The sequence below is a fragment of the Mycoplasma sp. CSL10166 genome, from assembly GCF_017116885.1.
GTDB lineage: Bacteria > Bacillota_I > Bacilli_A > Mycoplasmatales > Metamycoplasmataceae > Mycoplasmopsis.
Map to the genome: position 1 here is coordinate 18,767 of NZ_JAFIRF010000001.1, position 26,470 is coordinate 45,236.

At 24.1% G+C, this 26,470-nt stretch carries 15 protein-coding genes and 1 CRISPR repeat array (1 of these 16 only partly in view); of the genes, 6 read left to right on the forward strand and 9 right to left on the reverse strand.

Annotation, left to right across the window (positions count from 1 at the left end; genetic code table 4):
- Positions 1-196: direct repeats of the CRISPR family, unit length 36 nt; unit sequence GTGTTGTATTGCTTAAAAATAGTATAGCACTAAAGT; it begins 2,480 nt to the left of the window's first position.
- 31 nt (positions 197-227) lie between these two features.
- The 9 genes from JXZ93_RS00080 to JXZ93_RS00120 form a co-directional block, all read right to left on the reverse strand.
- On the reverse strand, positions 228-989 hold the full coding sequence (locus JXZ93_RS00080; RefSeq protein WP_205852377.1) for a hypothetical protein: 762 nt from the start codon (positions 987-989) through the stop codon (positions 228-230).
- Positions 989-1,318, reverse strand: a complete 330-nt coding sequence (cas2, locus tag JXZ93_RS00085; RefSeq protein WP_205852378.1) for a CRISPR-associated endonuclease Cas2 — start codon at positions 1,316-1,318, stop codon at positions 989-991. The genes JXZ93_RS00080 and cas2 overlap by 1 nt, the downstream gene beginning before the upstream one ends.
- Positions 1,299-2,195, reverse strand: a complete 897-nt coding sequence (gene cas1, locus JXZ93_RS00090) for a type II CRISPR-associated endonuclease Cas1 (protein WP_205852379.1) — start codon at positions 2,193-2,195, stop codon at positions 1,299-1,301. The genes cas2 and cas1 overlap by 20 nt, the downstream gene beginning before the upstream one ends.
- A gap of 87 nt (positions 2,196-2,282) precedes the next feature.
- Complete coding sequence (gene cas9, locus JXZ93_RS00095; RefSeq protein WP_205852380.1) at positions 2,283-5,855, reverse strand: type II CRISPR RNA-guided endonuclease Cas9; 3,573 nt, start codon at positions 5,853-5,855, stop codon at positions 2,283-2,285.
- A gap of 229 nt (positions 5,856-6,084) precedes the next feature.
- Positions 6,085-7,683, reverse strand: a complete 1,599-nt coding sequence (locus JXZ93_RS04025; protein ID WP_205852381.1) for a DUF2130 domain-containing protein — start codon at positions 7,681-7,683, stop codon at positions 6,085-6,087.
- Between the two features lie 157 nt (positions 7,684-7,840).
- Positions 7,841-8,278, reverse strand: a complete 438-nt coding sequence (locus JXZ93_RS00105; RefSeq protein WP_205852177.1) for a DpnII family type II restriction endonuclease — start codon at positions 8,276-8,278, stop codon at positions 7,841-7,843.
- A gap of 3 nt (positions 8,279-8,281) precedes the next feature.
- Positions 8,282-8,494: an RNA-binding S4 domain-containing protein gene (locus JXZ93_RS00110; RefSeq protein ID WP_205852176.1), complete on the reverse strand. Its 213-nt coding sequence runs from the start codon at positions 8,492-8,494 to the stop codon at positions 8,282-8,284.
- Positions 8,494-9,615: a DNA polymerase III subunit beta gene (locus JXZ93_RS00115; RefSeq protein WP_205852382.1), complete on the reverse strand. Its 1,122-nt coding sequence runs from the start codon at positions 9,613-9,615 to the stop codon at positions 8,494-8,496. The genes JXZ93_RS00110 and JXZ93_RS00115 overlap by 1 nt, the downstream gene beginning before the upstream one ends.
- A 143-nt stretch (positions 9,616-9,758) precedes the next feature.
- Positions 9,759-11,177 carry a DnaA ATPase domain-containing protein gene (locus JXZ93_RS00120; protein ID WP_205852174.1) on the reverse strand — a complete coding sequence of 473 codons (1,419 nt, stop codon included), beginning with the start codon at positions 11,175-11,177 and terminating at the stop codon, positions 9,759-9,761.
- Between the two features lie 252 nt (positions 11,178-11,429).
- Between JXZ93_RS00120 and JXZ93_RS04030 the strand changes: the two genes are divergently transcribed.
- The 6 genes from JXZ93_RS04030 to JXZ93_RS00150 all read left to right on the forward strand — a co-directional run bounded on the left by JXZ93_RS04030 (position 11,430) and on the right by JXZ93_RS00150 (position 26,429).
- Complete coding sequence (locus JXZ93_RS04030; RefSeq protein WP_205852383.1) at positions 11,430-13,838, forward strand: ATP-dependent RecD-like DNA helicase; 2,409 nt, start codon at positions 11,430-11,432, stop codon at positions 13,836-13,838.
- Entirely contained in the window at positions 13,838-14,392 is a 555-nt protein-coding gene (gene pth, locus JXZ93_RS00130) for an aminoacyl-tRNA hydrolase (protein ID WP_205852172.1), read from the forward strand. The genes JXZ93_RS04030 and pth overlap by 1 nt, the downstream gene beginning before the upstream one ends.
- Entirely contained in the window at positions 14,376-15,263 is an 888-nt protein-coding gene (tilS, locus tag JXZ93_RS00135) for a tRNA lysidine(34) synthetase TilS (RefSeq protein WP_205852384.1), read from the forward strand. Before pth ends, tilS begins: the two co-directional genes overlap by 17 nt.
- Before the next feature lie 22 nt (positions 15,264-15,285).
- On the forward strand, positions 15,286-17,301 hold the full coding sequence (gene ftsH, locus JXZ93_RS00140) for an ATP-dependent zinc metalloprotease FtsH (RefSeq protein WP_205852170.1): 2,016 nt from the start codon (positions 15,286-15,288) through the stop codon (positions 17,299-17,301).
- 141 nt (positions 17,302-17,442) lie between these two features.
- Positions 17,443-25,473, forward strand: a complete 8,031-nt coding sequence (locus JXZ93_RS00145) for an ABC transporter permease (RefSeq protein WP_205852385.1) — start codon at positions 17,443-17,445, stop codon at positions 25,471-25,473.
- Positions 25,473-26,429: an ABC transporter ATP-binding protein gene (locus JXZ93_RS00150; protein WP_205852168.1), complete on the forward strand. Its 957-nt coding sequence runs from the start codon at positions 25,473-25,475 to the stop codon at positions 26,427-26,429. The genes JXZ93_RS00145 and JXZ93_RS00150 overlap by 1 nt, the downstream gene beginning before the upstream one ends.
- The last annotated feature ends 41 nt before the right edge of the window (positions 26,430-26,470 follow it).

Genomic DNA, 26,470 nt, shown 5'->3' on the forward strand with positions numbered 1-26,470 from the left:
GTTTTAGAAACGGCAATTAATGCTTTGGGTGTTGTATTGCTTAAAAATAGTATAGCACTAAAGTTTATTTTTCGTTAAGAAATGGACCTATACAGTGTTGTATTGCTTAAAAATAGTATAGCACTAAAGTATTTAGTTTGTGGGTGTCCAAAATTTTTTTGTGTTGTATTGCTTAAAAATAGTATAGCACTAAAGTGTCAAATTTAATAAAAAACATAAAAATTGTCCTAATTAATGTTATTTAGCAACTCAATTATTAAAAGATTATCATTTTTTAGGATGCTAAAACTTTCGTCATAACTAAGTTGAAAATTATTAATTTTATTTTCAATTCAAGTATGTAAAGGTAAATACGAATCTATTAGCGTTAAATTTCTGTTGTTTTCTAACGAACATATTTCTAATTCTTGATAATCATCAACTAAATCAAATAAATCATTATTAATTATTAATATATTGAATTTATTTATATATTTTTCTAGTTTATTTATTTTAATAAAACTTAAATCCTTTAAAATAACAAAAGGTTTATTAGTAGAATCATAATTGTCCATTCATTTTGAAAGAGTTCTTTCATCAATAAAAATACTATCATTTAATGAAATTAACGATTTTAAAATTTTAATTTTATCGAAATTCAAATCTAATAAGTTTTCTCCTAATAGAGTGTTAATTAGATCTAAAGAATTTAAAAATTTTGTTTTATCAATATTTGATTCAATATTTAAATTGTCTTCATTAGTTATCATTTTAGTCAAAATATTTTTTGATGTCAAATTGTATAAATCTGTTAATTTTGTCAGATTTGATATTATAATCGCATCTTGTATTGAGTAACTTTTGGAATTTATTAAGAAAACATCTTCGTTATTTTCATATTCATATTTGTAAAAATCCGAAATTAAACTATCACTATTTTTTGTTTCAATAACAAAAATCCCTTGATATTCTATTTCTCCGATTGTATTCAAATTTCTTATTTTTAACATTATAGTTCTATATACCTTTCTTTTTCGTTATAAATTTCGTTAGCCGACTTTTCACCAGATAAAATATCAATATTAGAATATTGAGTCTCTGTAATCAATAATATTCTAACATTCGATCTTTTCGGAATAATCTTTATTAGTTTTTGCTTTTCATATTCATATATAGTCTTAAACCCTATTGTTTTAACATATATTGAATATTGAATCATTATGTAACCCATTTTTAATAAATTGTTTCTGAACCTAGCATAATTAGTTGTATTGTCTTCGTCCATAGAAACATCATACATTAATATTATTTTCATATATCTATTTTGAAATTCAATCAATTTCTAACTCCTTTATGTCTTTATGTTCTAATAAACCTCTAATTAATAAATTAATATAATCAACCACTTTAATTCTTTTAGAATTTACAAAAATATGTTCTTGTAAATTTTCAAAAAATCTTTTTTTAAAGTCTTTAAAATTTATGTTGTTATCTTCTTTTTGCATTTCAATTATTTCATATGTTATTTTATCTACATAACATCTAATTGGTTCTACAATATCACAAGCTAGCGGAATATTGTTATCGAATCTTTTGTGAAAAATACCGATTCTATTATCAAATCCTTTTGAAACTAATGCTCTACTTACATACGCAATCATTACAGTATATCCATAGTTGAGACAAATATTAACAAAGTCTTTTGCATTATTTTTGTCCCTTTTAAAATCTTTACCAAACAATAGATTAAAATAAACCTTAGCCGCGTGACCTTCTCTATTAGATAAATCATATGGTTTAATATCTTTTTGATATTCAATTAATTTTTTTATCACTTCAATTGAATCAGGAATAATAGATTTTATTAAATTTTTAGAATTTAATATTTTTAACTCAATAATATGTTTTCACGTATTACCCTTATATTCATCATTCCAATTGATTTGCGAGTTAAAAACTTTATTATCAAAATAACCACTAAATGGTATTATTTGAGCAATTGGTAAATGTTTGTGGTCACAAAAAATAATATTAACTCCTTGTTCAATTAATTTGTTTATCAATGGCATACTAATATTTACTCTAGTATTCTCGAATATGACAGTTTCAATGTCGTTAGTTGGTATTGTAATTTTGCCTTGACTATTTTTAACAATTAAATTGTTTAAAAATAATGATACATATTCACTTTGTGATACATCAATTATTTTTTTCATTTTCCTCCTTTGTCGTAATTACGACAAAATAAGATTACTACAAATAAAATAAAAAAGAGACATAATTTATTATTATGTCCCCTAATATTAACCTAAAACAGATTTATTAATCTTCTTAAACGTACTTAAAAAAGAATTTACCGTTAAAATATTTCTTTCTTTTTTCTTAGTAATATTTGTTTTTTCTTTATTATCTACCGAATTTTCTTTTATCTCTTCTTTTTTAACTATCATAGCAGAGTAATTATATTCTATAGTATTTAATGAAGAACCTGCCCCCACTATATGGACTAATTTTTTATTATCATCAATTTCGTTTTCGTTAATAAACATCGTTCCTTTGTAATATACATCTACAATCTTATTGTCTAAAGGAATATTTTTTAATTCTTTCTCTTTAATTAAGTTTTCTTTAATAAATACGGATTCATCAAAAAAGTTCTCATTTTTATTATTAGTAAATTTATAAATTTTTGCGTTAACCGGTATTAAAACATAGTTATCTTTTTTATTCTTGTAAATTAATAAGGCTACTCATTTAAATGATTCTTTAAAACTTTTATTATTTTGATTTTTAATAAAACTTACGTTATCTACATTAACTTTATCAGAAAACATTTTTATATTCTTGATATAGTCAAAGCCTTTTTTATTTCTTATAATTAACGCTTTTTTACTATCGTTATTTATAAAGTTACGAGCTTCTCTTTCTCAATTTTCGGGATCAATACATAATTCTTCTTTGTATTCTCTAAATAAGTCTAAAGTATAGTCTAAAAATGGATTTTTAGAACTTTTATAATTGGCTAAAATATTTTTTATTCTATCCAATTGTTCAGGGTTAGTATGTTTCATAACAATATTATCTTCTTTTTTATTACCAATATATTTTGTAATCTCAAAAATTGATTTTTTCTCTATCTTTCTTAAGTTTCCATTTTTATCAACTTTTGTGCCATAGGTTGTTTGATTAAATAATTCTATATTGTAGTCTTTCTTAACTTTTCTTGAATAACGAACTTTTTGTATTATAGAATCTTTTGTTTTTGTTAATTTAGAATTTTCATCACCATCTTTTTCACTCATTTTTTCTTTTACTATCTCGGAAATATTATTTAAATTAAGTGTAAATTCATTTAATGAACCGATGCTTTCTCCGCTTTCTCTATCATACACTTTACCTTTTTCTATAAAATATTTTTCTGGTGTAAATAATAACTTTTGCATATTAGGTTTATAGTTGTTTGCTGAAATAGCCAATAAAGAAGCATCTATAGCGTGATGTGAAAAATGATCTCTATCTTTTGGTGATAAACCTCCCATTTTTCTTAACATACTTGTATATTTTCCTCTAAATGTAACTACATTAAATTGCTTATCATGACTTTTAGCGTACTCATTAAGTTTTTCTAAGAAAACCTTACTTGAATATCTAGTATCATTTAAGTTTCTATTAGCAAATTCAATTTTGTCTTTATCATTGATTTCTAGGCGTAATAAATTCTCTTTCTTGCGATCGTATTCTTTATTTTTAGTATCAAAGAAATCGTTCTTTTTGTCATTATTTTCTATTCAAAAAGATTTGAATAATTTAAAATCTGTTGTATGAACCCCTAAATATTCACTTGGCAATTTATTGGATTTAGCTTGATTTGTACTTTTAAGAACGACAACTTTATTAGTCATAGAATCATCATAACTAATACTATATGGTATTATATGGTCAATTTCTGTATAACCTGGATCAAATATAAGTTTTTTAACATCTATTTTATCTTTAACATTATACGCATCATAACCGTCTTGTTGGAAATATAAAAGTAATTTTTGTTTTGTTTTAAGATTTATTTCGTCTTCAGATATACTAATTCTGTAACTATCTTTTAATATAGAAATTATTTTTTCTAAACGTTTTTTGTTCTTTTTGTTTTGTTTATCTATTCCTTCTCTTTCAGACTTAAGATTATTTTCTTTAGGCATTTCAAGACCTATTTTAGTAACTTTATATTTATTTTTATATTCTTTTAAAATTTGATTGAATACCTTAATTGTTTCAGCTAAAGATGTTTTAACAGCTGGACTAATAACTGCATCACGTAAAAATGAACTATCCATATATTTAGAATTAGAAGTAATTGATAAAAGACCTTCTTTTTCTAAATTTTCGTTATATTTTTTTATTTCTTTATACAAATTAAAATCTTTTTCAAACTTAAAATTAGATAAATTTTTAGATGTATTTAATAGATCCTCGTTAACTAAATAAATTGCCTTAAAAGATAAAGAATGAGTTTTTGAAACTTTAAATTTAGGATTATTTGCTATATCTTCTATAAAATTATTTACTTGTTCTTGAGTATCAAGATATTTACTTAAAAAATCTATATTTTGTTGAGTTCTTATATTTTTGATTCTTTTTTCAACTTCTTTATAGTTGGAAATAACAACAAAAATATTATCTAAACCTTTAGCAAACTCGAATATAGTATCTACATTTAAGTTATCTAATTTTGCACCATTCTTAATAAATGTTTTTATAAAAATAATTGTAGATTCTAATGCAGTTATTTTTTTATCTGCATTTTTAAATTCGTCAGCTTTTAATTCTAAATTAAAATCAAGGTTTCAAGATTTTAAATATTTTAAAATTGTCTGATAAGTAACATTTTTAACTTTACCTTCATTCAAGTTGTCTTTAATTAAATTATTTATAATATCTCTTTTATCGTTTTTTGATAAAACTCACTCATTAGCTAAAGTGTGTCTAACATTATTTAAATCAGATAATAAATTATACAATTCAACACTCGGAGATTGTTGTGGCGCTCTATTTTCATTCACGAAGATACTACATTTTCCGATAGTTTTGTCCCAAATGTTATTATATTTTTGATATAAAGTTTTTCCGTCTTCTTTATAATCATAAATACCATATTCACTATAACTATGTTCGCTACCAGGTCCCTTAGCATATTCACGTATCGAATCATAAATGTTTATAAATTCTAATACAAAATCATTAAATTGTTTATTTTCATATTTTTTAGATTGAACATCATTTAAAACGTGTTCAATTTCACTCTTTCATTTTAAGTGTGAAAATTTAACATCAACATATTGCTCTAAACCTTTAAAGTAACCGAATTTATTAAAGAATTTGAATTGTTCTCTTGTTGGAAATTCAAATTGATTCGTATATGATATCTTTTTACCTTCAGAACTTTCTTTATTTTCTTCTTCAATAACTTCATAAAAGAAACCTCTATTTTGTAAATAATCGTGTAATATTCATACTAATTCTTTACTTTCTACAACTTCATCTAAAGCTTTATTTTTAACAAAAATTATATTTGGATTTTTAGAAGACATTTCTTGATAAATATTATTAACTTGGTGTCTATTTTCAAGTTCTAACCCAAACATATCTTTGTATTTAAAAATTAATTTATCAAATTTATCATTCTTGTATCTTTTTCTCCTAATGCTTCTCCTAATGCTTCTATATCCTCTACGATCAGTGGCTAAACTAGGTTCATCAAACAATCTTGAACCTAATTCTAACACCTCATTATTTGAATTATCCACTATAGACCACCCTACAGAACCAATACCTAAATCAAAACCTAAAGTAACATCAATTATTTTATTTTCTTTATTCATAATTAAACCTTTCAAAATAAATCTATTTCATATATAAAATATTTTACAACATCTAAAAAAATGTGTTATAATAATTATGTACTAAATCTATTGTATTGCTTAAGAATAGTAAAGTGCTAAAACAAGGCGACTTTAATAGTCTGCCGAATTTGCCCCGAAAGGGGTTTTTTAATACTTTTTTATTAAAGAAAAACTCTAAACAAAATAGGTATTTAGAGTTTTTTAATAATTATTCTTCTTTTTCTAATTTAAGATATGAATCTAATTCCAAATATTTAGAATTTTCTTTAGTTAATCTTGGTTCAATATTTTTAATGTTTTTGTATAATTTACTTTTTGCAGATCCTACAATTGCTTTGGAAAAGCTGTCAATGTGCTTACTAATCGAAATTTCTAACGATCCTTTTAAATCATCTAAGTTTTTTTGGATATTTTCCACAAATTTATTTATATCATCAAAATCATCTTTTATTCTAGCCATAGCTTTAACGATAGCTTTAAAGTGTTTTTCGTTTCAAGCAACAATTAAATTACGTTGCTCTTCAATATCTAGTTGTGTATTATCAAAATTAGATCTTTCTTTAATAAAGTTAATTAATAATTGCAGTAAAGGTTTTAAACCTTCAAATCTAACTACAAAAATGTTTGGATATTCCTCGTAAACTTTAAATAAAAAGTTATGTTCCGGTTCAAGTTCTGTTACTAAAACACCAAAAGTTCCTTTGTAATTCTTCATGTCTTTTAACAATTTAGGTAAATGCTTTTTGTTTGTTGTACTTCCGGTTTCAGTTTGTTTTGATTTTGCTTCTATAATAATATTTCCGATATTTTCTTTATCTTTAAAAAGATTAATTTCAAAATCAGGTTTTGTTCTATCTATATTTTCGGTTGTTTTAGAAAACTTAATCTCGTTACCCATAAAACCAAAACTATCTTCTAAAAGATTGTAAATACTATTTTCAAAATTTTCACCAACTTGTTTAGTTGAAAATCCAACATTTTTATTTATGATATCTAAATGTTTTTTTTCAGATATTTCTAATGCATTAATTTGTTGTTTATATTCATTTTCTTTTTGTTTTAAACTCTCGTTATCAAACTTAAGTTTTTCAATGGTTTTTTGATATTCAGATGCCATATTTAATTCTTTATTATGGAACTGTTCTGTTAATTTTGCTTTAATTTCATTTAATTGTGATTCGTATTTATGCGTTTCTTGTTCTTTAACAATTTTCAATTGTTCTTCTAGTTTATTTTTATTTGTTTCTAATGTCAATATTTTGTTTTGATATGTATTATTTATTTCTGTTGTTTTTTGAGAAATCAACACTTCTTGTTTACTTAAAAGTGTTTGAATTTCTTGTTTTTTAACAACTTCATTGTTTTTTAACTCTTGACTAAGTTTAATATTTTCTTCTTTTAACTTGTTTATTTCAAAGTTTAGTAAATCTTTTTCTTTTACTTTGATAATTTGAATTTCTTTAGCTAATTCTTCTTTAAATTTATCTTTTAAAGCGTTAATTTCGTTTTGTTTTTGTTGTTCAAGTTCTTTTTTTGTTTTTACTCTTACTTCTTCTTCTTTTTCTTTTATTTTTTCAAGTAACTCAACCTTTTTAAGGTTATCATATTGTACTTTTCATTCTTTTTCCCAATTATTCTTAGATGAATCAGTTATCTTTTTAATTAAATCTGATTTTGCACTTTCTATAATAGATTGTTGGTTATCTAATAAATCGCTTAATGTAAAATAATCTCCCTTTTTAGCATCTTCTTCAACTATGAATTCTAATTTTTCTATATCACTTATTTTAATTTTTATTTTTTTCATAAATACCTCCATAATATTTTATATAAAATATTATATAAAATAGTAAAAACTGTTTATTTAAAAATATATAAAAGTTTTTATTAAAATATTAAAAAAACTAAACATTCTTTCTTTAAAAGAGTATTTAGTTTTTTGTTTTATTTATTTTTTACTTTCACTAAAGAGCTATATAAACCAACATATATACCAAAAACATAATCGATAATATTTTTAATTTGATTTTTTGAAATAATTTTAAAAAACCTATTTCTTTAAATAAAAGCATATATTTATCTATTTCGATATTATTTTTTTTAAAAATAATTTTATCGAATTTATTCTCCTTTTTGTTATATAGATTTAATTCATTCTTTGTAATACCTAGTAATATAGGTAAAACTTCAACAATTTCGTTATATTTTTCAACCAAATTTTTAAATTCTTCTTCTACTTCTTCGATACTTCTATTTCCGGGTTTAATTAAAGAATTTAAAATGTTTAATTCAATTCACTTTTCTTTAATTTTATTTTTAATTAAATTAAAATTAATAGTTATTAAAAAATCTTTATTTTTATCTTCAATAAAAAGATCAAACAAATTTTTAAAATCATCCATCTTTTAATCTTCCTTAATAACTTTTATTAAAGTATCATTTATTCAAATAGTATCACCTACATGTATTTTAGTTGAACGTCCCACGGGTTTTATACCATTTATTTTAATATCATTGTTTTGCAAAAAATATTTAGATTCACCACCAGTTGATATTTCTCTAATTTTCTTTAAAAATTGACCTAATTTAATTGATTCATCTCTTATTTTTACTATCATTAAAACTTCCTAATTGGTGTTATTAATTGAATATTATCTTTTTCGTTTTCAGAAATTAAATATATTTTATCATCATTTTCTGTTATATATAACTTTATAATTCCGCTTGATAAAACAGAAACCGCATCTTTTAAAAATTGATAATCAACATCAATTTCAAAGTCTTTTCCAACTAAATTGTGTTTGTTAGTAGAAACTTCACTAATTCCTATTTCGGGTATTTCAAAAGTAATATTTATAGAATTTTTAGAAATGCTAAATTGTAATTTTTTAGCTTTTTCTGTATTGTGAAATACAACTTTATTTATTAATTTCAATAATTCATCTTTATCTATTTCAATAGTTTTATTATATTTTATTTCTAATAAATTATTTAAATCAATAAAATTGATTTTTGATATTGATGTTTGTATAATTGAACCTTCATAAGAAATTCCAAATTTATCAATATTGTAGAAAATATTTATTTTTTCCGGAACGCCTTTTGTTATTAATTTTTTTAAATTTTTAGCATCGATATTGATATTAATATCATTTATTTTGTTAATTTTTATTTTTTCAGTAGATAATCTATATGAATCAGTAGATAAGAATCTTAAGTAACCATCACTTTTACTGCTTATATTTATACATCTAAAAACAGCAACATTCAATCTTTCGTTATTTGTTGAATGAGCGGTTGATATGTAAACATCATTAATAACTTTGTTTAATAATTCAGAACTTATTTCAAATGAATTCTCTGTATCTTCAAAATTAATTTTAGGATACTTATTATAATCTAATTGAGTAATTGTATATTTTGTTTTATTCTCAAATATATTTACAACATTATCTTCAACAGAAAAAGTAACTTCTTTATCAAATTTTTTAATTATATTTTTTAATATTATTGAATTTAATAGTGTTTTACCTGTTCTTTTTATTTTTAAATCTTTTTCATCAACTTCAATTATTCTTTTTCCTGAAATAGAAGAACTAGTACTTATTAATGTTAATTTTTCGTTATCTAATTCTAAATATATTCCTCTTTGTGGTAAATAAGAGTCACTTTGATCTATAAACGAATATAAAAATTCTATTGCTTCGTCTATTATTTTTTTACTAATTGTGAAATTCATGTTTTCTCCTTAATATTTTTTTAAAATAATTATATTTTGTTAATATGTTAATAAATAACTGAAAAGTTGAAAAAATGCTCTTTTTTAACCATTATTTTAACTTTTACAAGTTATCCACAACTTATTTAATTGTTAATAACTAGTTATTTTTTCCCATATATGTCCTTTTTTAATTCGTTCATAGTTTTATTTATAGATAGAGCTTGTGCCTCATCATTTAGTTTATTTAAGGCACTCAAAATAGTTGTATGATCTCTGTTGAATATTTTACCGATCTCCGTAGAAGATTTGTTTAAAATATTTTTTATCATTATTATTGATAAATGCCTTGCGATAACTATTTCTTTTTTTCTAGATTTTCCTAATATTTCTTTTGAACTTACTCTATAATATTTTGCAACGTGCTTAATTATATTTTCGTGAGAAATGTTATCGTTATTTTTTATAACATTCTCAAAAATGTTTTTAATAATACCTTCTACATATTCGTTTTCTTTAAAAGAACTTTTAAATAAATTTATTCTATTGGCAGCACCTATTAAAGATCTTATAGAACCAATATGATTTCTAACTATATAATTTATTGAATTATTATCTAAAATGGATGTATCAAAATTTCTTTGTTCTAATAAGAAAAGTAACATTTTATTCATATCTTCTTCAGTGGGCGTGTTTATTTTAGTAACTAATCCGGATTGTAATCTTGTATATATTTTATTTTCAAATTGATTTTCTAATTCGAATAGCTCATTTTCAGATGATATTATTGTTATTTTATTGTTTTGAATTCTGTTATCAAGTATTTGATATATAAAGTTTTTTGTTTGTTTTTTTTGCCCTTCTGCAAACACTTGAAAATCGTCGAAAATAACTATATCCAAGTTAGAAAAGAAATTTAAAAGACTTGAAATCTTCTTGGAATTATTTTCTGTATACATTTCAGAAATTTTTCTTGTAAATAACTCAGGGCTTATATATACACCGTTTTTATTATTGTTCTTGAATTCGTTTCCTAAAGCGTGCAGTAAATGGCTCTTTCCTAAACCTGATGACCCTGAAATATATAGTATATAAAACCCATTATTGTCATTTATTATAGACTTACATATATCTATGGCTTCTTTATTGAAATCTAGTTTTAAATAATTATCAAAGGTATAGTTTGTTTGAAAGTTATTTAATAATTGATTTTTTTCTGCTTTCGTAGCAATATTAGCTTTTATACTATCTTCTATTTTTTGTTTTATAAGTTTTTTAGTTTCTTCTGATTTACTAATGTGGGTTAATTCGTATTTTGCCTGATTACCAAAAATTTTAATAATACATTTTTGGTATAAATCATCAAAGTTTTTTTGATGACCTTTTAAAATATTTTCATTGACGTTGGGTATATATATTTTTACCATGTTTTGATCATAACTAGTTATACTTAAATTTTTTATAAAAGTTTTTCAAATCATATTATCATTTATTTGTTCTTTCATAAAATTTTTGACTTGTTCAGTATAGTTTGATAAAACGTTTTCTTCGTTTTCTTTTGAATATTTATTTATTAAATTCATATACTAATTTTATAACTTTTTTTGCTTTATAAAAACTTAATAATTTATGTAAAAATTAATTAACATAGTTTTCATAAAGTTATCAACAACTTTTTGGTCTATAATATAGTGTTTTTATAGATTTGTCCACACATTTAAAAATATGTTGATAAATATGTTATTATCCTTGTTATAAATATGTGTATAAATATGTGGAAAACCAATATTTATTTTGTTAAGTAAATTTACAAAAAAAATGTATAATTTAATAATATGATATTCGAAAAAGAAGATGAAACAAAAAACAAAAACGACGAAACTTTAATTGGAAAATTTACCGACAAACTTAAAGGACCAGATAACGGCTCTTGAGGTTTTTTTAAATTTAAAAAAGATAATTCAAGAGAACATGTCATGATTTATTGTTCAGGATTAGAAATGCCTGAACTAAACAAAAAATATGAGGTGACAATTGTAAAAGCACAAAGAAATTTTAAATTGATTAAATATATTCCTGTTAAAGTTGAAATAGATATTAATTCTGAAATTAATACTCACCTTAACAAAATACCATCAGTTGGTAAAGCGACAAGTAAAAAAATATTAGACGCTTTCGGTAAAGATGTTATAAAAGTTTTTTTCGATGAAAGCAAAGCTATCGAAATTTTAAAAGTAATTCCAAAGAATACTTACGAAAAGATATTGAGTTATTTTAAGAAGAACGAGAAGCAAATGCTAAAAATCAATGATTTGATTAATCAAAACACAAAAGAATACCAAGAGAACATCCAATTCTTTTTCGGTAATGATTTACAAAAAATATTTACATTATTAACAAAAATTCACGAGAATGATTCGAACCCAAATTTTATTGAGTTATATAAATCCAAGAATCCATACGATTTATGAGAACAATATGATATACCTATCAATGATGTAGATACATTCGCTTTACTTTTAGGTTATCAAACCCTTTCAAAACAGAGAATTTATGCTTACATCGATTACGCAATGTTTAATTTGGAAGAAAATAATTCAACTTTTATTAATATTAATGATTTGATTATTTCTGTAATTAAATTTGCTAATTTATCAAGCGATATAGAAATTAAAGAAATAATCAATAGTTTTATAATAAACAAGATTAAAGATGGTAAACTTTTTATTAAAGAAAATTGTGTTTCAAGAATAGAAATGAGAGAGAAAGAAAAATTTATTGTTGACAAAATAAATTTTATCAATCAAAATAGTGTTTTAATTCTCCAAAAAGAACCACAAAAAGAATTAAAGTATTTATCTGACGATCAAAAAATAGCATATCAAATGGTTTCTGACTGTGGTGTAAGTATAATTTCCGGTATGCCTGGCACAGGAAAAAGTTTAATAATAAAACACATTTATAGCACCTTAAAATTAAATGATTTTAAAGAAGAAAACGATTTTTATATTTTAGCACCTACGGGTAGAGCAGCCTCAAATATTTCAAGTAAACACGGAATTCCAACCAGAACAATACATAGTTTTTTAAAGATAAAAAATGATAAAGAGGAAGTTCCTTCTGATATAGATTTTGATAATATTAAAATTTTAGTTATAGATGAATTTAGCATGGTGAATATTAATATTTTCTATAAAATTTTAAGAGCTTGTTCCAATTTACAAAAATTAATATTAATAGGTGATTCTAATCAATTGCCTGCAATCGGACCGGGTGTGATTTTAAATGATTTAATTGAAAGCAAGAAAATACCATGTGTTTTCTTAAACAAAATTTATCGAAGTGATTCCGAAGAGATAAAAAATTATATAAATTTTATAAATGCTTTAGGAGATTTGAAAAACCCTTATTTTATCGATTTTTTTAAATTTTTCATAAACAAGAAACTTATAGAGTTTATTTCTGACAGAGAAATTATTGAATATTATAAACAAAAATTATTACTAAATCCGGAAAATACGTATAAAGAATTTGTTTATAATTTTTCTGATTCGTGGATTGAATATATAGCGAAAGGTTTTACAGGAAATCAAGTTAACGTTTGAAATAGTAAAAAACCTTTTGATGATTTATCATCATTATTTATTGAAAAAGTTAGCAAGTATGGAATTTTTAATACAGTTATATTGTGTCCTATTTATAGAGGTAGTTTTGGTATTAATTCTATTAACAAAGCTATTCAAAATAAATATAATCCAAGCGGAGAGGTTGTTCATGTTTCTAAAATTAATGGAGAAACTATTGAATATAAAGTCGGAGATAAAGTGATACAACTAGTTAACAAAAACGAAATAGGCATTTCTAACGGTGATTTAGGTGTTATTAGTTATATTGATGAAACAAAAGCAGAAAAAGAAATTTTTGTTAAATTTAAAATCGGTGAAAAAGAAATAGATGTTAAATATACTAAAGAAGATTTTTCGGCAGAAATTAATTTAGCATACGCTATAACCGTACATAAATTTCAAGGAAGTGAAAATGAATCTGTTATTTTTGTGGTTTATAAAGAACATTCAGGAATGCTCAACAGAAAGCTTGTTTATACCGCTGTTTCTAGAGCAAAAAAAGATTTAACTATTTTTGCGCTTAATGATAATATTTATTCATCAATTTTTGTTAACAGGTTTTCAAAAAAAGAACATAAAATAACAAATATGCAAGAATTTTTAGATTTGGAGGAATAATGAAATTAATAGTTGGTTTAGGAAATCCGGGAGAAGAGTATAAATATACTAGACATAATGTTGGATTTTTAATTATTGATAGAATTTGTGAAAAATTAAATGTTAAATTAAACAAAGAAAAATTTAACGGAGTTTTTGTTAAAGTTGATGACATAGTTATTGCAAAACCTATGACATATATGAATTTATCAGGTACTTTCGTTCAACAATTAAAGAATTTTTTCAAAATAGATAGTACTGATATTATGATTATTCATGATGATAAAGATTATGATTTATCAAAAGCAACAATAAAAATAGGTGGTAGTGGAGGCAGTCATAATGGTGTTAAAAGCATTATAGATAATTTGGGTACCTCAGATTTTAAAAGAATGAAAATTGGCATTAATGCTCCTCATCAAGGTCAACTTAAAGATTTTGTTTTAGGTAAATTTTCTTCAAGCGAAATGGAAAAAATTTTACCTATTATTGATTTAGCGGCTGAAACAGCAATTTCTTTTGGTTTTAATGATATTTATACAATAATGAACAAATTCAATGTTAACAAGAAATAAAAAATATTTAATTGCTGTTTCTGGCGGCCCGGATAGTATGTTTCTTTTGAATAAATTTAAAAACAAAAACGTTGTTGTAGCGCACGTTAATTATAATCAAAGAAAAGATAGTTATGAGGACCAAAAAATAGTTAAAAATTTTTGTTTCGATAACAATATAGATTTACAAATCCTTGAATTAAAAAAGGAAGATTATATTTCAGGAAATTTTCAAGAATGAGCAAGAAATGAAAGGTACTCATTTTTTAAAGAAATTTATGATAAGAAAAAATGTGATGTATTATTAGTTGCGCATAATATAGATGACTTTTTAGAAACTTCTATATTACAAATTAATAGTGGTAGAAAACCACTATATTACGGAATAAAAAGAACAAATAATATTTATGGAATGAATATTATTAGACCGTTATTGTTTAAGTATTTTAAAAGTACAATAGAAAATAAATGTCTATCTAAAAAAATTCCTTTTCATATTGATTATACAAATTTAACAAATAAATACTCACGTAATAAAATAAGAAATGTATTAAAAAAGAAATATAAAATTTACAAATTATTTTTATTAGCCAAAATAATTTTTAAAAATTCATTTTTAAAGTTTAAAAAATACAAAATATACAAAGAATATTATGAATGAGAAAAGAAAGATTTTTCAATTGATTTTTTTAGGTCATTAAAATATAAACATGAAGTTCTTTTTAAATTCTTAAACGAAAATAATCATGAAATAAATTTATCGAATCAGAAGATAAATAGTATTATAAAATTTATTTTATCTAAAACAAATAATAAAATTTATAAGTTAAATAATAATTTTTATTTGAGTAAAAAAAATTGAAAATTATTTATAAAAAACTCTATAATTTAAATAACATATATGAAAGGAATAAATGAGAAATAAAAAAATATGAACAGGTATTTTGTTCGTTGTTGTTTTAGGCATTATTATTTATTTTGTTTGAAGTCAATTGACTTCTGGTCAAAAATACGAACAAATTTCACTTACAGCTTTAGCTGATAAGCTTAAAGAAGCAGCTGCAAATGAAGGTGACGACAAATATTTTATTGGTATAAACGTAAACCAATTCGAAAATACAATAATAGGGTCCTTTAATGATGGACAATTAGGTTTAAAAACTTTTCAAACTTACGGATCTTTGAGTTTGCTTAAAATTGTTTTAGGTGGTTCTGATACTCAATCTTCAGAATTAATTAATAATTCATTTTTAGGTGCTAATAGTGAAGTCTTATCAAAAACTTCCGAATCATTAATTGGTTTATCATCAGTAAAAACTCCGTCCCAAAGTATGTGAGGTTCATTCTTTATATCTTTAGTACCGACTTTGATTTTAATAGGTGCAATTGTGTTATTAACTAGATATCAAATGAGATCAATGAACGGTCAAGGCGGAGGAGCTTTTGGTGATAAAAGTCCTGCCCAAATAATCAAATCAGATAAAAAATTTAGTGATGTAGCAGGGAACAAAGAGCCTATTGAAGAAATTTCTGAAATAGTAGACTACTTAAAATTTCCAAAAAAATATGAAGAATCTGGCGCTAGAATGCCGCGCGGAATTCTTTTAGGCGGTCCTCCAGGGACAGGTAAAACTCTATTAGCAAAAGCTACCGCCGGTGAAGCTAACGTTCCATTTTATTTTGTTTCTGCATCTAGTTTTGTAGAGCTTTTTGTTGGAATGGGTGCAAAAAGAGTTAGACAAGTTATTGCGGAAGCTAGAAAAAATTCTCCTGCAATTGTTTTTATTGATGAGTTAGATGCTATCGGTAGAACTCGTGGTTCTGGTATAGGTGGAGGCCACGACGAAAGAGAACAAACACTTAATCAATTGTTAGTTGAAATGGATGGTATAAAGGAAAATTCTGGATTATTATTCGTTGCGGCTACAAATAGAACTGACGTTTTAGATCCGGCTTTAACTAGACCAGGTCGTTTTGATAGGGTAATTACAGTTGGTTTACCTGATGTATCAGAAAGAGCTGAAATTTTAAAATTACACGCTAAAGGGAAAAGATTTTCCCCAGATATTGACTTTAAAAATATTGCTAAAAGAACACCAGGTTTTTCGGGTGCTCAATTAGAAAACGTAATAAATGAGTCGGTCTTATTATCTATTAGAGAAAAAACTAATTTGATAACTTTATCAATAATTGATGAAGCAATTGATAGAGTCATGGCAGGACCTGCTAAAAAATCAAGAACAATTACAAAGGAAGAATTAACTTCTGTTGCATATCACGAAGCCGGACATGCTGTTGTTGGATTAAAAACACCCGGTGGAAACAAAGTTCAAAAAATTACTATTATACCTAGAGGTCAGGCTGGTGGTTATAATCTTATGATGCCCGAAAACGAAAAATACAACTATTCTAAAGAAGAGTTGCTTGCTTCGATAGCAAGTTTTATGGGTGGTAGAGCAGCTGAAGAGATTATTTATGGTAAAAATAAAATTTCAACCGGTGCATCTGATGATATAGAAAAAGCCACAAATATAGCAAGAAGAATGGTTACAGAGTTTGGGATGAGTGACTTAGGACCAATTAAATATCAAAGCGAAGAAGGTAGTCCTTTCTTAGGAAAAACTTTAGCCACAAATAGTAGTTTATCAAATCAAATAAGCCATGAAATTGACTTAGAAATTAGAAAAATTATCTTAGAAGCACAAAATCATGCTCATAAAATTATCAATGAAAATATGGAACTTTTAGAATTGATAAAAACATCATTACTTGAAAAAGAAACAATTATAGCCGAAGAAATTGATTATATAGCTAAGAATCTTAAATTACCTGAAACAGTTTCTGAAGAGTCTATAAATGAAGAAAATACACTAAGTTTAGACGAATTAATAAAAACCACAAGTGATAGGTCAGAAGATAATAATAATTAAAGTTTAAACTTATAAGCCTACACACAAGGCATAAAAGAATAAAAAAGAGGTTTGAACACCTCTTTTTTTACACCTTATTATTACTATTAAATTTATTAGAAAAATATATATAATTTAAACTATCATTATAAAAGGAGAAATATGATTAAACTTTTTAGAGAAGTTTTTAGGTCGCTATTTAAAAATAAAATTACAGTAGCGGGTTTAACAATACTTATTTTCTTAACTTCGGCTATTTTCACTATGCTTAATGATACTTCTAAAGGTATTCAAAAGCAATTTGATAAATATAAAGCAGTTTCAAAAAAACACGATTTAACAGTAGACTTAAATTTACCTACTAATGGTAATGCTTTTAATGATGGTTATTTTATTAATGGTCTAACAAGATCTGAGGGTGGACCTAGTTATGATAAATCAATTCGGTACGAAGAAAAAAATTCTACCGAACAAAGTAATGCTATTAATTTTGAATTAATTAACCAAAAACATATTAAATTAAATAATTTTCAAAATGACCAAATAGATGTAAATTTAAGAAACAAATATTTACTAAGTCATGATTTTAAAAATTTGATTAATAGTTATAATTCTGAACTTTCAAATGAGTCCCAAGACTTATTATATTTAGACTATTCAGAAAATGACAAAAAATTAGTATTTAAAAATGATATAACATATCCTCTTTATTCTGTTGACTCAAACGGTAGTTTTGTTCCATCAACTAAGACAAAAACAATAAATACCAATAAAGAATTTCGTTTTGATAAACAATATACTTTATCTGACGTTTTATTAATTTCAAGCAATCCTGAAGGGTATTTATTTTCTCAATTACAATCATTGTTTATTAACCCTGATACACACGAAATGACATTTGACGTTTTGAAGAAAGATCAGTGAGATGAGACGGTTCAAGTCATAAGACTTGATAAAGATAAGACGCTACAATTATTAGGATTAAAAAAATCTAAAAATAGTGATTATGTTTATATGATTGATGATAGTATATCACCACAATTGTATAACAAGCCCGCAAATGAGAACGATTATGATTCAACAAATTTAAAACAAAATATTAATTATGCGGATCTTTTTGGTATTGATTCTGTAAATTATTTTATAAAAGAAAAGATTACTTTTAAAAAAGGACAAGAATACGTAATACCACTTGAATGAGCAGTTAAATTAACAAAAAAGACATTTTATAATAGAAAATTATATGAAACAACTTTTGTTGAAGGTAGTGCGGATAAGTGAAGTGGTGCTTATAAAAGTTATGTTGAAAGTTTGATTATAGAAAATGGCGGACAATTACCTTTAGATTTTAGTAAATTTTCATACTGAAACAAAGAAATTTTAGTTTATACATCAAATTATTATAATGACAATGGTCAAGTAAAACTATCTGATAAAATGACTTTACTTAGTGAACAATATCCAAATATTTCTTACGATGAAATTAATACTAAAAATATAACATTATCAGAACCATCATTACAACCTCAAAATTTTAAATTCTCTTTATTTAATAAAGACTTTTCTAATTACGGAAGTTTAAGAGAGTATAAAACTATTTTACAAATTGAAAAAATACCCACTTTAAATAATGATATATATACTAAGCTAACCGATAAAGATGTTGCTAAAAACGCGATTCAAAAAATTAAAGACGGAGCCTTAGAAATTGTAAAAAAAGAAATTTATAATTTTGCAGAAAAAAAGGTAACATCGCAAAATATAGGTATTAGAGAATCGATAACAATAGATTCATTTAATGACAACGAGGGTAAAAAAGTTTATCATTTTGTGAATTTAGGAGATTCAAACAGAACGATTGATGGAATACAAAATAATAACGATTTATTAGTAAATGAACAATCAAAACCTACACCAATAAACAATATTTCAGAAGATATAGCTAAATATTTTAGAAGTAAAGAAATACCACCTTATGTTGCTTCTGTAATTATTAAGCAATCTTTTGATAATATATTGCCTCATAATGAATATATTAGTCCGGATTTTTCTTTTGACAATGTAGTTTTTGTTAATAAATTGAATAACGAAGTTAATGTTGTAAAACAAAAAGTTTATAAATTAGCTTTTTATAGAAATGACGCTAATTTAGGATTTGATCAATATAATGTTTTCGCTGAAATTGGTATATCTTTATCAAAAGATAAAAATAATAATTATATTATTAATTTATTATCTCCAGAATATAATAAAAGTGGTCAAATAGTTGGTTGAATTAATTCCAAATATAGCGATGAATATGCTAACGACGGATTAATTTTATATCAAGATTTTTTAAATTTTTTAAGAAAACATAGTTTAACCTTAAAAGTAGAAATAAACAAACCTGTTTGGGCTGAAATTTCTCCAAATTATAAAAATAATGTTTATGTACCTTTTGGTTTTAGAGGTCCAGAAACCGAATCTTTTAACCAAGCTCTAACACAAAATACACTTAAATTAGCTGTTGAAAAAATTGAAAAGAATTTTCTTAAAACAGATATAGTTAGAAATGGATTTATACAGAAAGAGACAATTTATGCTTTTACAGAAGCTATACAAACAGCTTTTGATAAAAACGATTTTGCTAAAATATTTTCAAGTGGTGAAATCAATTTAATAGTATTACCTAAAATGATTTTAGATGGTATTTATGTTATGTCACACAATGAAAAAGGTGATTACTTTAAAAAGTTTTTGATTGATATATTCCAAAAAGCAAAAGAATACATTAATAAACAACCAGAAGAAATAAGAAAAGAGTATGTAGCGGCAGAATTAAGTAAATTATTTAATTTATTTAGTTTATTTTCTCAATTTAACATAAACGATGTTATAAACACTTCGTTAATAGCAAAAATTTCAAAAGATCCAATCTTATTTATTGATAATATTATCAACTTAATAAAATCAATTGACTTTATTAAGTTTACTGATCAGATGGAAGATTTTTTTCAAAACAAATATAATAAAGGTGAAACAGATAATAATGGTATTGTAAGACAAAGAAAATTAAGTGTTTTTGAAATAGTCATATCATTATTAAAGTCGATAGATCAAAAATTATTAAAAACAAGCTTGATTAATATTTTAGATAATATTGATACTTCGTTACTAAAAAACGAAGAATCATTAAAAAATATTAGTAAAAGTCTATTTGGAAATATTCCATCTAAAATAATTGATTTAGTCCAATTAATAGATGTTAACAATAACAACGACGGGAAAAAATTTGAAAATACAATTAACGGTTTAAAATTTTTTATTAAATTATTTGATTTAAATGTATTTATAGAAACAATGGAAAGCAAAATAAAAGTACTTCCGTTTGATATACAAGCAACAGAATATAATAAATTATTTGATGATTATGTTGAAGTAACAAGATATTACTTAGCAGGTTCCTTAAATACTTCAGATATAATTTATTCTATTATAAAAAGTTTATTTCATCTTCCAGGTTCTAATAAACGTATTAAGACAGAAATAGCTAATATGCTTAACCTATCCTTTAAAGGTTCGAGTGTTGAAATAGGAGAAAATGAGTATTTAATAATTCCTTCAAACGACTCTGAAAAACTAGATTACTTTGATTTACTTGGGTTATTAAGCGAAAACGACAAGAATATTGATACTAAAAATAATCCATCAGAAGTTGCGAGGCTTGAATCAGGTGATTATTTTAGTCAAATACATAATTTAATTAATAAAATTCAAAAAAACGAAGTATTTGAATGAGAAAAGCTTACAAGCAATGATAAAAATGTAGCAAATTTTATTTTTGATTGAAACAAAGATACAGATATTACAAGCCCAGAATTTAAAAATAAAATAAAGGTTTGAACAGATGTTGTTAATTCGTTTGAGTTAAATAAACAACATTTATTAAATGGTAAATTTAACGAGTCATTATCATCTTTATATAACTTTTATGCTTTTTATCAAAATATTGATAAAAATTTAATTCATAGTTTGATATCAAAAACTTTAGGTAAATTCATTACTTTAAAAGAAGGTTCTTTTAATTACTTAAAAGATTTTTATCCAATATTTAAAATTTGATTTGATTTATTTGGAATTGAAAATTCTAAAATTACTATCGAAAGAAAAATGGAGTTTGCTGATAAATTATTATCACTTGCTAATAATGATAAAATTTTAGAATATATTAATTCCTTTAAATTATTTGAACCATACGCAAATATTGCTTTAGCTGAAGAAACTAAATTTGGTATTACAAAAGGTTTATCTAATTCTTTTAAAATTAATGATGAGCTTTTTGTAAAAGAAAATAATAGATATAAAAACGAATTATTTGCTAATTTAATTATTGAATTTCCTGAATTCGAAACTTTCTTCAAAGAAAATGAATTTGCGCTTTCACAACAATTTTCATATATTGGTGCATCTAAATTGTACTCAAAATTAAATAGTGATATCGATCAAATTGATGGCGAAACATTAAGATATAATGATTTACATTCTATAGTTGTTGATAATTTGATTCACAAAATCTTTTCAAATAAATATATTTATGAGAATATAGACAAAATCAATAAATTATTAAACTCTGAATATAAATTTAATTCTATTGAAAAACTTGGGATTTCAGATGTTTTAATAAATCCTTTATTAACATTAAAATACCCACAAGTTGTTTTATGATTATTAACAGACGTAAGTAGAGATAATAAAGGCGCAATCAATAACTCTAATATTGGATATTTCTTGATTAATAAAACAATTGACTTAGAAGAATTACTTTCAAAAGGGGAAGAGTCAACGTACAAATTTATAAATTCCTTTTTCAGTGAAAACGTTATTATTCCTACTATTGAAAGTGATTTAACTTATAGTATTGCCTTGGATAATGACTTATTTGTTGATTTAATTAATAAGACAAACAAAAATCCAGAGTTATATAATATTTTTGAACTTCATTTAGTTGATGATATATTTAAATTAGTTAATTCAATAACCTCTTTGACAAAAATCAATAATATACTTGTTTTTGATCAACCATCATCATATTTAGCAAAAGTAAATTACGCTTTCTTATCTAGAAATAATAAAGAAATTTATAACGGTTTTATTCCTAAAGATCCAATTGAATTATTAGAACTTGTTAACTCATTACCTGATAAATATTTATTAAACATCAATGGTTCTAAATATATAATTGTAGGTGATGATATAACTTTTGATTATCTATACCCTATTCAAGATGAAAATAATATTCAATTGAATGTCGAAGATCAAGCGATAGTTTACGTTAACGATAAAGGTTTTGATAGAATTAGAAAAGCGAATGCTGGTAATTTAGTTAAAGAATATTTAACAGTTAAAAATGATACTAATCTAAGTGGGCTAACTAATGAAGAACTTAAAAATGAATTAGAAATATTTGTTCAATCAAAAATTGATAATACTGTTAATTTACAAAGAGTCTTTCTTTATAATGAGCTAGATCCAATCAATCCTGAGCGTAGTATTAGAATTACCGCTATTGAAGTTATAATCAACTCAGTTTCAAAGGTTTCTACTATACTATTAATTATTTTGATAACACTTGTTGTGGTATCGATAGTATTTATTATTAAAAGATATATATCAAATAAAAATAAAGTTATTGGTATATTAGTAGCTCAAGGTTATACACCTTTAGAAATATCTGCTTCTATGGTAGTTTTTGCGTTCTTTACAATTTTTACTGGTAATTTACTTGGATATATAACTGGTTTCTTAATGCAATCAGTTTCATTAAAAATACTTAAAAATTATTGAACAATACCAATAGAAACTCTTGATTTTTCACCTTTATCATTAATAGTTAACATTGTTGTTCCTTTATTATCTATGTCACTTTTAATAATTACTATTTCTCTGCGTTCTTTAAGATATAAATCAATTGATTTAATGTCCGGAATAGTAGAATTAAATACTGGTGAATTTTATAAAAAATATATTTCATTATTTAAAGGACGAAGCGTTAAAACTAAATTTGGAGCCTCTTTAGTGTTGAATAGTTTTTGAAAATTAACTTCATTTGGTATAAGTGTTGTTTTAGCAAGTATAACCACAACGTTTGGTTTTGCAACATTTGGTGTATTTGAAAAATCTATTCAAGATACCTACAAAAATAGATCATATAATTATAAATTTGATTTAGTTTCACCGACAGATCAAGGCGGTCCTATTAATACGATAGATCCTCAAAATATTGGTAATAATATTTATGTTCCAGTCGGTGATGTTAAAGAAATTAGTTCATACAATGCTGATTATTTCAAATCTGGTGTTTCTGAAGAGATAAACATAAATAAAGATGGTATAAACAAAAACGGTATCCCTAATCCATTTGATGGTCACCTAATTACCCAATTCTCTGTTAATATAACAGTTGATTCGGCAGTCTCTATTAATCCTTTTGAAGTTGTTTATAATTCATTACCTGATTCTCAAAAATCTAGAGTTATAAAATCGCATGATAATGTTGGGTATGCATTAATGTTGACACAAAAAGATATTGTTTTTAAAGAACAACAAAATGCAAATGATACACCTAAAGTTGATGTTGAAAAAACTAGAAAAAAAGGTATTAAAAACTTTTTCCTTTATGTTCCAGATAATAATGATGTAATTAAAGGCAAGTTTTACTACATGAAATGAAACGATGTAGAAAAAGCTTACACACATGAAAATATAACTACATCAAAATACAGAGACGAATATCGTGAATTTTTAGTCAATGCGTATAACGAAATTTATAAAATAAATAAAGATTTTGATTTTATGGTTTCGTTTAATGGTATTTATTTTGACAAAAGATTTGATGAGATATATACTTATGTCGATAGTGTTATTAATGATGAAAAAATCAAATTATATGGTTATAATGAAGATAGCAAGCAAATTAAAATAATAGATCAAAATGATTCTAATTTACTTGTTGATATTAATAAAATATTTGAAAATCAAGGTAAAGACGTTTCTAAACCAATACCTTTAATTATTAATTATGTTTCAAAAGAAAAATATAAATTGGATATTGGAGATATCGTTAATTTAAAGGTTTTAAACACAACAAATAGATATACTTCAAAATTCAATGAATTGTTAAATAAACCTGTAGAAGAACAATTAAATAATTATAAATTTAAAGTTTATGCAATTAATCCAACATATATCAATAATGAATTTATTATTCCTAAATATGCAGCGGATAAAATTACTGGAATCACAGATTTAGTGGATTCAAAATTTGAAAAAATAAAAAATACTAAATATGCATCATTAATTAGTAACTTAAATCCAGAAGATTATAAATTTAATGGTATCTTATCTAGACATAAATTACCTATTCAATTATTATGGTCTACAGGGCTATACTCTTTAAGTGGTTATTCACCTAGTGCTAATTCATTTTCAACAAAATCATTAACACAACAAGATTTAAACGATTTATTTGATGGTATTTTTGGTTCTAAGGAAGTATTACCAAATAACTTAGTAGATAGTGCTATGGTTTCACTAGGATATGATATTTATGATATTGTAAAATTTTTAGATCCAAACTTTAATAAAAAAACCGATAATTTTGCATCCGTATATAATAGAGTAAAAACAACAGCGGCCGCTGATTCTATTGAAAAGTTTGCAAATATTTTTGAGGATAAACTTTATGTTCCGTCGGCCTATACAATAGATTCTAAAGATATTGAAGTATCATTTACTTTAAATATTGCAAAAACAGTTCAGACAATTGTTACAATTGTTTCGTCTTTAAGTTTTATTATTTCTATAATAATATTAATTATTATTTCAACAATATTAATTAATGAAAATGAGAAAAATATTGCTATTTGATCTATTTTAGGTTACAACAGTAAAGAAAAAATAAAAATGTTCTTTGGTATTTATGTGCCATTTATAATAATTTCAATTTTAATATCATTGCCAATTGCTTTTGGTATGATGGTAGTATTCACTTCCTTCTTAACTACAGCGGCATCAATTTCAATTCCACTAATATTGTCGCCATTAAATATATTATTAACAAGCACTGTAGTATTAAGCATATTTGTGCTTACAGCTGTTTTATCATGATTTAATATAAATAGAATAAAAGCCATTGACTTATTGAAAGGAAAATAATGACTGAAAAAAACGATAAAAATATAGAATCAACTTCAGAGATTAACACTTCAGAACCTATTGTTGTTTCTAAAAAAAATTTAAATCAAAAAATTACTCGTAAAAATGTTTTTGAAGTTCTTGATTCAGATTCTAAGAATTCAAAAATGATTGTTGATCGAGCAATTGCAAGAAAGCTTAATAGGGCAGCAAATAAAAGAAGACCTAAAGATGAATTCAAAACATTAAAAAATGACCCAGGTAAAATAATTGAAGTTAGAAACGTAAGTAAATATTATTTATCAGGTAACACCGTAACTCGTGTTTTGAAAAATGTTTCTCTAAGCATTAATAAAGGTGAATTTGTAATGATTTTTGGTAAATCAGGAGGAGGTAAATCGACATTATTAAATTTAATTAGTGGTTTAGATCGTCCTTCTCGTGGAAACATTATTGTTTCTGATACAAACCTACCTTATTTAAGCGATTTACAATTAACATTATTTAGAAGAAAAAACGTTAGTTTTATATTTCAAAACTATAATTTATTACAAAATTTATCTGGTTACGATAATGTTGAAACAGGGGCTTATTTGCAAAAAAACAAAGAAAAAAGATTAAATATTGACCAATTGTTTAAAGATTTTGATATGGAAGATGTAAAAAATAAATATCCTTCACAAATGTCTGGTGGTCAACAACAACGTATTTCTATTTTAAGAGCTCTTTCTAAAAATTCAGATATTATTTTTGCAGACGAACCTACCGGTGCTCTAGATGATAAAACTACTAAATTAGTTTTAAGTTATTTATATGATATTAATAAAAAGTATGGAATTACAATAGTTATGGTTACTCATAACCAATATATAGAGCGTATAGCTGATAAAGTTATACATGTAAGAAATGGTAAGATAACCGGAGAAACTATAAACAGCAATCCGACCCATCCAAATTTATTAGATTGAAAAGAATAATTAATAAACGTAACTATTTTATAAAGTTGCGTTTATTTTTT